General features: G+C 68.9%; 7 protein-coding genes. All 7 read right to left on the minus strand.

The window, feature by feature from the left end; all coding sequences use genetic code 11:
- Window positions 1–7 precede the first annotated feature (7 nt).
- The gene (locus ACZ69Q_RS30635; protein ID WP_471047835.1) at window positions 8–382 is read right to left on the minus strand and encodes a hypothetical protein; all 375 of its coding nucleotides are present in this window, start codon (window positions 380–382) and stop codon (window positions 8–10) included.
- A 2-nt stretch (window positions 383–384) separates the two neighbouring features.
- Window positions 385–840 carry a YbaB/EbfC family nucleoid-associated protein gene (locus tag ACZ69Q_RS30640; RefSeq protein WP_471047838.1) on the minus strand — a complete coding sequence of 152 codons (456 nt, stop codon included), beginning with the start codon at window positions 838–840 and terminating at the stop codon, window positions 385–387.
- A 178-nt stretch (window positions 841–1018) separates the two neighbouring features.
- Window positions 1019–4330, minus strand: coding sequence for an AAWKG family protein (locus ACZ69Q_RS30645; RefSeq protein WP_471047841.1), 3312 nt, complete (start codon window positions 4328–4330; stop codon window positions 1019–1021).
- A gap of 78 nt (window positions 4331–4408) precedes the next feature.
- On the minus strand, window positions 4409–4873 hold the full coding sequence (locus ACZ69Q_RS30650) for a type VII secretion system-associated protein (protein WP_471047844.1): 465 nt from the start codon (window positions 4871–4873) through the stop codon (window positions 4409–4411).
- A 204-nt stretch (window positions 4874–5077) separates the two neighbouring features.
- Window positions 5078–5386: a WXG100 family type VII secretion target gene (locus ACZ69Q_RS30655; protein WP_471047847.1), complete on the minus strand. Its 309-nt coding sequence runs from the start codon at window positions 5384–5386 to the stop codon at window positions 5078–5080.
- Between the two features lie 87 nt (window positions 5387–5473).
- Window positions 5474–5809 carry a hypothetical protein gene (locus ACZ69Q_RS30660; protein ID WP_328877573.1) on the minus strand — a complete coding sequence of 112 codons (336 nt, stop codon included), beginning with the start codon at window positions 5807–5809 and terminating at the stop codon, window positions 5474–5476.
- Between the two features lie 479 nt (window positions 5810–6288).
- Window positions 6289–7297: type VII secretion protein EccB (locus ACZ69Q_RS30665; protein ID WP_471047850.1), on the minus strand; the 1009-nt coding region annotated here is incomplete at its 5' end.

Consider the following 7297-nt stretch of genomic DNA (forward strand, 5'->3'; position numbering starts at 1 on the left):
GCGGAGGTCAGCGACGGCCATGCCCGCCCGGGCCGTCACCGTTCAGCCCATCGGTCTCGATGCGGTTGTTGACCCGCTCGACGTTCTCGATGTTGCGGTCTCGGGTGTCCTTCATCATGCGGACCTGGCTGACCGTGGCGTCGGTGATGCCCACGACCGCGTCGCGGACGGACATCATCGTCTCCTTGGTCGTCTGCCGCTCCTTCTGCTCCTGCGGCTTGGCCTTCTCCGCGAACTCGCCCTCCGTACCGGGCCAGGTGACCGTGGGCGCCAGATCGTCGAGGAACTCCTCGGTGATGCTCTTGGCCAGCGTGCCGATCTCCTCGAGCTGCCTGGCCAGGGCCTCGATACGGTTCGGGTCGACGTAGTACCGCTGTCCCATCGTCAGTCCTCCCCGTCCTCGCCGAGCGCGTCCCGCCAGGCGGGGGTGGCCTGGCCGTCGCGCGCGGTGTCCTCGTCGTCGTCGCGCAGCACCTCGGGGCCGAAGATCCGCTCCCAGTCCAGCTCGAAGCCCTTCAGCTCCGGCACGTTGCTGCTGGGTTCCGTGAAGGGCGCCATCGCCTTCATCACATGCCGGTTCATCTTCAGGCGCGCCGCGTTCGCCGCCTCCAGGACGCTGGCGGCCAGCTCCTGGGGCGACATGTCGCGGTACTTGTTCTCCAGGAACTCGATCCCGGACAGCTCGCCCTGCGGGCCCACGGTGGCGCGGACCGCGCGGTCGGAGGAGAGCACCGCGAACGACGCCTGCCGCAGCTCGCGCTCGGTGCGCGCGACCGCCTCCTGGGCGGCCTGGAGTTCGGCCATCGCCTTCTCCAAGCGCTTCTCCAGCGGTTCCGTCACGCCCTCTCCTGCCTTCTGCGTCGGTCTCTCCGTACACCGGACCCGGTCCATGCGCCCGGTCGGTGCTGCCGGTCCGTCAACTGCCCTGCTGATCTTGCCCGGTGAGGCCCCCGCCGCGGAAGCGGGGACCGGGTGGGATTCGTCTCCGCGCGTGGGTCACGCCGCAGCCGTACGGTGCTCATCGTCCGATGACGGCCGGGGTGCCGCCCTCTTCGGTGCCCCATACGTCCGCGTCCTCCTCCAGGTAGTCCGCGGAGCTGGTGGCCCGGTTGCGGCCCGGCTCCGTCTCCTCCTCCGGGGAGTCACCGCCGGTGGTCGCCACCCGGGAGGCCGGGGCGAGGAAGGTGTCGTCGTCCTCCTGGCGGTTCCACGGGCTGCGCCGTCGGCGGTTGCGGCGCTCGCTCTCCTCGGCCGCGTCGACCAGTACGGCACGCACGCGCTCGCCGTTGCCCTTGTCGCCGCCCGCGCCCATGCCGCCGGCGCCCGCGCCGCCCATCGGCATGCCGGGGCTGCCGGGCATGCCGGGCGCGCCGGGGGCTCCCGATGTCGCGCCGGGGGCGAGCGGGCTGCCCCCGGTGTCGGCGGCACCGTCCGAGAGGGGCTCGGCTCCCGTTCCGCCGGAGCCGTCCGCAGAGAGGTGGCTCCCCCCGCCGAGGCCGCCCCCGGAGCTGCCGTCGCTCCCTCCGCCGACGCCCAGGTCGGAGAGCGACAGGTCCTGGGTGGTGGTGCCGTCACCGCCACCGGTGTCGTTGAGGCCGCCGATGCTCTCCAGATCGCCGAGGCCGTCGGGGATGCTCGAAGTGTCCGAGTCGCCGCGCGAGTTGAGATCGTGCAGGTCCACTCGCTCGGAGTTGCCCTGCGGGTCGGTGACGGTGGCGATGCCGGTGTCCGGATCGATGACCTGCTTGCTGCCGTCGGGGAACTCTGTGGTCAGCATGCCGTTGTCGAGGCGCGTGGTGGAGCCGTCCGGGTTGGTCACCGTCGCACCGTGGGTGAGGTCGGTGGTCGTGGTGGTGCCGTCCGCGTTCGTGCTGGTGAGCAGACCGCTGTCCGGGTCGAAGCTGATCCTGCTGCCGTCGCGGAAGTCGGTGGCGATGTCGCCGTCGCTGAGCTGGGTACTGCCGCCCGTCGGGGTTTCGAGACCGGACCGGTCGGTGTTGAGGTTCCCGAGGTCGCCCAGGTCGCCGACCGACTGGGTGGGCAGGTCGGAGTTGATGTCGCCGAGGTCGTCCAGGCCCGGGTTGTTGCTCTGGCTGTTGAGGTCGCCCAGGTTGCCGAGGTCCTGGGTGGTCGTGGTGCCGTCGGGGTCGGTGGTGCTGACCTGTCCGGTCGTGGGGTCGACGGTCTGGACGCTGCCGTCGGGGAAGGTGGTGGTGAGCTTGCCGTCGTCGCCCAGGGAGGTGACCGAGCCGTCCGGGTTGGTCACCCTGGTGCCGTCGCCCAGGTTCTGCGTGGTGACGCTGCCGTCCGGGTGCGTGGTGGTCAGCACCCCGCTGTCCGGGTCGAAGCTGGTGCTGCTGCCGTCCGGGAAGTCGGTGGTGAGCTTGCCGTCGTCGAGCTGGGTGTTGCCGCCGGTCGGGGTCCTGACCGAGCCGCCGCCCGTGTTCAGGCCGCCGAGGTTGCCGAGGTTCTGGGTGATCGCGTCGTTGGCGGCGTTGTTCGTGCCGCCCGGTTCGCCGTTCAGCGACCCGAGGTTGCCCAGGTTCGTCGTGACCGGGGGCGGGGTGGACGTGAAGGCCTGCTGGTCGCCGCCCGGGTTGTTCACGTCGCCGAGGTCGCCCAGGCTCTCCGTGACCGTGGTCGGGCTCAGGGCGTCGAGGTTGCCGAGGTTCTGCTCGGTGACCGCGTTGGGGTCGTTGAGGCCGCCGAGGCTCTCCTGCATGGCCTTGGCCTGCTCCTCGGCCTCACGCTTGGCCTCCTCCTGCTCACGCCGCTGCTCCTCGCGCAGCTCGTCCTGGTACTTCTTGTCCTCATCGCGCTGCTGGTTCTGCTCGTTGCGCAGCTCGTCCTGGAGGCGCTTGTCCTCTTCGCGCTGCCGGTTCTGCTCTTCCCGCAGCTCGTCCTGGTACTTCTTGTCCTCCTCCCGCTGCCGCTTCTGCTCCTCGCGGAGTTCCTCCTGGTACTTGCGGTCCTCCTCGCGCTGCCGCTCCTGCTCCGCGCGCAGCTCGTCCTGGTACTTGCGGTTCTCCTCGTTCTGCCGGTTGATCTCCTCCCGCTCCTCCTCGGCCTTGCGCTCCTCGTACTCCTCCGAGGCGGTGCTGGTCGACTTCGGCTTGGGCACGTTGCCGGAGAAGTCGTCGCCGAGGTCGAGGAAGTGGTTGTTCAGGTTCGACTGCACCTCGGCGGCGGGCTTGCCCAGGTACTCGTTGACGCCCTGACTCCAGATCTTGACCGCCTTGTCGCCGACCTTCGCCCAGTTCGCGATGTCGGTGAGATCGCCGTACTCCGGGTGCACCTGGGAGAAGCCGGCCTGCGGGCTGTGGCTGACGGTCGTGGTGTAGCGGGAGGTGTACGACTTGATGTCCGTCTTGGCGACGTTGTTCGAGTCGACCCACTGGGCGAGGTCGTCCAGGACGAACCGCAGCACCTGGTGCGGGTCGTAGTAGGGGGACTTGGCCCAGGCGAGCCACGCCTCCAGCAGCTTGTTCGCCGCGTCCTCCAGGTATTTGCGGCCCAGCGACAGGGCGCGCGAGTACACCGTTCCGCCGGTGCCGGTCCCGTCGCCCGCACCCGGGCTGGAGTTGAAGGTCTCGACGTAGCTGTCGTAGTTCTCCCGGATCTTCTTCAGAAGGCTGCGGAAGACCTCCGCCGCCTCGCCCTTCCAGCTCGCGTCGTCGCGGCCGAAACGGTCCTCCCAGTCCTTCAGCACCACCGCGTGGTCCTTGAAGAACTTGGCGGCGAAGTCGAAGGATTCACCGGTGGTGTTGAAGGAGTTCAGGTCCACCACGTCGGCACCGGGCACGCCCAGGTTGCTGAACCGGGCGTCCTGGGTGTTGCCGCCCAGCAGGGCGAGGAGTGCCGCCCGCGGCCCGTTCATGTACCGGGCGAGCGGGATGGTGCTCATCTTGTCCTTGTTGTAGTCCGTGAACTCGTTGCCCTCACGGACCTGCGCGTCATGGACGTTGTCCGAGCCCGGACCGGCGAAAATGATCTCCTCGCCGTCCTTCACCCGGCCCTCGAAGACGATCCGCGCCTGCATGATGGAGCGCTTCTTGCCGCTGTCGAAGAACCAGATGTCGTAGTCCTCGCCCTTGTTCGTCAGGAAGCCGGAGTCCTTGACGAGCAGGCTGAGGCTGCGCTCCTTGATGTCCATCCGGAAGAGCTTGCCGCCGTGCTCGGAGCGCAGGGAGTCGAAGACGGTGTTGCGGTCCGGCACCGGATAGCCGGTGATGTGGGTGACCAGGGTGGCCCAGGTGTCGGTCGACGGGTCGCCGGCGTTGTCGAACTTGTCGAGATTGGCGACGGAGTTGGGATCGTACCGATCGGCCACCGGTGGCGCCCTTTCTGTTCGGTTGGGTCAGGACCAGGGCCTGTCTTTCGGATCAGCTCGGTGTCCGAAAGACAGGTCCTAGTCGTCCGGATCGCCGGTGCTGCCGGCGGTCAGCGTGTCGACCTCGTCGAAGGTCTGGAGCAGCGTCTGGGCGTCGATCGCGTCGAGGTTCTTGTCCTTGGTCTTGTTGGCCTCTTCGATCGTCTCGGTGAGGGCCTCCTTCAACTCCTTGAAGAGGTCCATCTGGTCACCGAGCAACTTGTCGATGGCCTCGGCCGCGGTGCGGATGTCCTCGATCAGCTTCGGTCCCGAGACCAGCGGCTCGGTCACCATCCTGCCGATGCGCAGGAGTTGCTTGTCCTGGGCGAGGTTGTCCGGGGTGGTGTGCCCGTCGATGAGGTGGCCGAGCGGGCGGATGTGGGACCCGTCGCCCTCCTCCTTGTGCTTCTTCGCGGCGGTATGGACCGGCTGCACCTCGTTGTCCCGGAAGTTCTCCATCTGCTTGAGGTCGAAATGCTTGACGTCGGCCTTCTCACCGGCCATGGGACGCACTCCTGACGCTTGGTGCCGAACGAGTGAGGAGCCCGGCGGACGTCCCGTGGACGGACGGCGGCCGGGCTGTCAGGCCCACATGCGGCATGGACGCAGCGGGCCGGTCCGGAGATTCCCGCCCGCTCCACGCGGTGTCCGGTACAACGGCCCGGCCGCGTCGTCGAACCCTCGACGAGGGGAAGCTCCGGCAAAGCCCTAACGGGCCCGCACGGTCCCCCAGTTGTCGGCGCTCTTGCGCTCGTCGCGGGAGTGGTTGTCGTGGATGGTCTGGATCAGCTCGCCGTTGTCGCCGAGGAGCTGGGCCATGTTCTTGGTGGCCTGGTCCCACTCCGCCTGGACCTGACGGTAGGTCTCCTGGTCGGAACCCTCCCAGGAGTTGACGAGCGGCTTCAGCTCGTCCTCCAGGTTGTTGAGGGTGGTGATGATCTGCTGGGTCTGGGCCATCAACTCCTCGATGGCGTTGCGGACCACGGGGTATTGCACGTCGATGATGCCGTCGGCCATGACGTCTCCTCTCGGACGGCCGGGCGCACGGCCCGGGAAGCTCAAGGGTCCGGCCTCGCCGTGAGGGGGCCGGTGCTGCGGGTCGGGTCAGCGCAGCGCTTCGAAGACGCCCTGGCTGGTCTTGCTGTTGAGGACCTCGGTCAGGTCCTGGTTCTCCTGCGCCAGGCGGTTGGCGGAGGTCACGTTCTCCTGGAGCGCGTCGACCATCTTGCTGATCTGGATGACGACCTTCTGCGCCTCGGCGTTCCAGCTACGGAAGAGCTTCAGCAGGGCCTGGCCCTCGTCGCCGCCGACGCCCGAACGCGCGGCGATCTCGCCGACGTTGTTCTGGATCTTCTCGACCTGGGACCGGGCCGACTCCAGGGAGGAGACACCCCCCAAGCCCTTGGCATAGTCCGCTTTCCTCGCGGCGCTGTCCGCCATGTCGCGCTCCCTTCGTTCAGCCCTGCCTCGTCACACAGTTGCTCGCTGAGGCTAAAGAGAAGCCTGCGTTCCGCGCAACGCGCACAGGGAAGATTTGAGCTTCAGTCAGCTCGCTCCGGAATTCTTGCGTGGCAAGGGAGTTGTGCGGAGGTTTCAGCGATATGAACAAGCCTCACCGAGCGGCCGACACCGGGGCGCGCACAGTCCGCCGGGCGACGCGAGGCGGGCAAAAAGCGGGCACGCATGGAAGCCGAACGGGCGCCGAGAAGAGCCGTATCCGGCATTGAAAGCGCTTCCTCCCGGGATATTGCGGGCACGGCGGCTCGGCCGAAATTCTGAGCTTTGTTTGAGGTTCCCGCCGCGTTCCATCCCGTGATGGCTCCGCGGAGTTCACACCATCGGCGCCGACATTGGCTCAATACTTCTGTTGGCCCTGCCCTTTTCCTTTTCTTCGGCGTCGAATGCCCCGCTTGCCGTGATCAGCGTTCGGTGTCTGCCTTGTCCGCTATGGCGGCGCTCTCCTCGCCTCGCTCCTGCTCCGAGGCAGCGGCGCACTGCGGAGCCGTCACCTTGGGCTCTGCGGTGCCCGAGGCGGCGGCCGGGTCGAGGTCCGCGCCGGTCGGGAGAGCGGCGAGCAGCGGCGCCGGGACGGAGGCGATGTCCGCGGTCTCGTATCCGAGCGCGGCCAGCGAGTTCTTGGTGGAGACGCGGTACTTGACGCCGTTCTCCGCCACCAGATAGGTCGTCCCCGCGTGCGCGGCCCCGCTGGCGTTGAGGGCTCGGACGAGGGCGCCCCGGCCGGGCCGGACCACCGTGGCGTCGGTCGGGACGCAGGCCTGCTTGAGCGGCTGTGAGGTGCCCTCGGACACCGCGACCGGGGCGAGCCGGGGCAGCGGTACCAGCACCGATCTGATCCGGACGCCGCCGTCGTCGCCGTCGACCTGTGCGCAGAGCGCGGTGCCGCGTGGCGCGGACTGCGGGACGGGGGGCGCGTCAGGGAGCTCCGTGGAGGCGGTGGTGTCCTGGTCCGTGGCCCGGTGTTCGCGCAGCGCGTCGGCGCCGACCGTGCGCACCTCGGGCGAGCGCCCCTGGTAGGCGTCCTTCTGGGTGGCCGGGTCGCCGAGCACCAGGGCGGCACCGAGCCGGGTCAGCGGCACCAGACCGTCCTTGCGCAGCAGGTGGTAGGTGCTGTCGCCGCCGGGGACGCTGACCTTGAAGAGCTGGCCGATCCGGCTGGCCTCCCCGCCGAGCTCGGGGCCCTCCTCGCCGCGTCCCGGCACCGCGGGCGGCTTCAGGACGGGCCCGGGGGCCAGTGCGTCGAGGAAGGCAGCGGAGACCGGCATCGGCTGCTCGGAGCCGTAGCCGAGGGCGTTGCGGGCGTCCGACGCGCGGTCCAGGGGGAGAAGGGTGCCCCACCACACCAAATACCCGGTGTCGTCCGGCCCCACCCCCCAAACGCCACGGTCGCCGCCGACGCCGCTGGGGTTC

The sequence above is a fragment of the Streptomyces sp. NPDC036764 genome (assembly GCF_055609385.1).

Bases quoted from the DNA above. Each gene is read 5' to 3' on its own strand.
- ACZ69Q_RS30650 (WP_471047844.1), bottom strand. From the start codon at position 4,873: ATGGCCGGTGAGAAGGCCGACGTCAAGCATTTCGACCTCAAGCAGATG.
- ACZ69Q_RS30655 (WP_471047847.1), bottom strand. From the start codon at position 5,386: ATGGCCGACGGCATCATCGACGTGCAATACCCCGTGGTCCGCAACGCC.
- ACZ69Q_RS30660 (WP_328877573.1), bottom strand. From the start codon at position 5,809: ATGGCGGACAGCGCCGCGAGGAAAGCGGACTATGCCAAGGGCTTGGGG.
- ACZ69Q_RS30635 (WP_471047835.1), bottom strand. From the start codon at position 382: ATGGGACAGCGGTACTACGTCGACCCGAACCGTATCGAGGCCCTGGCC.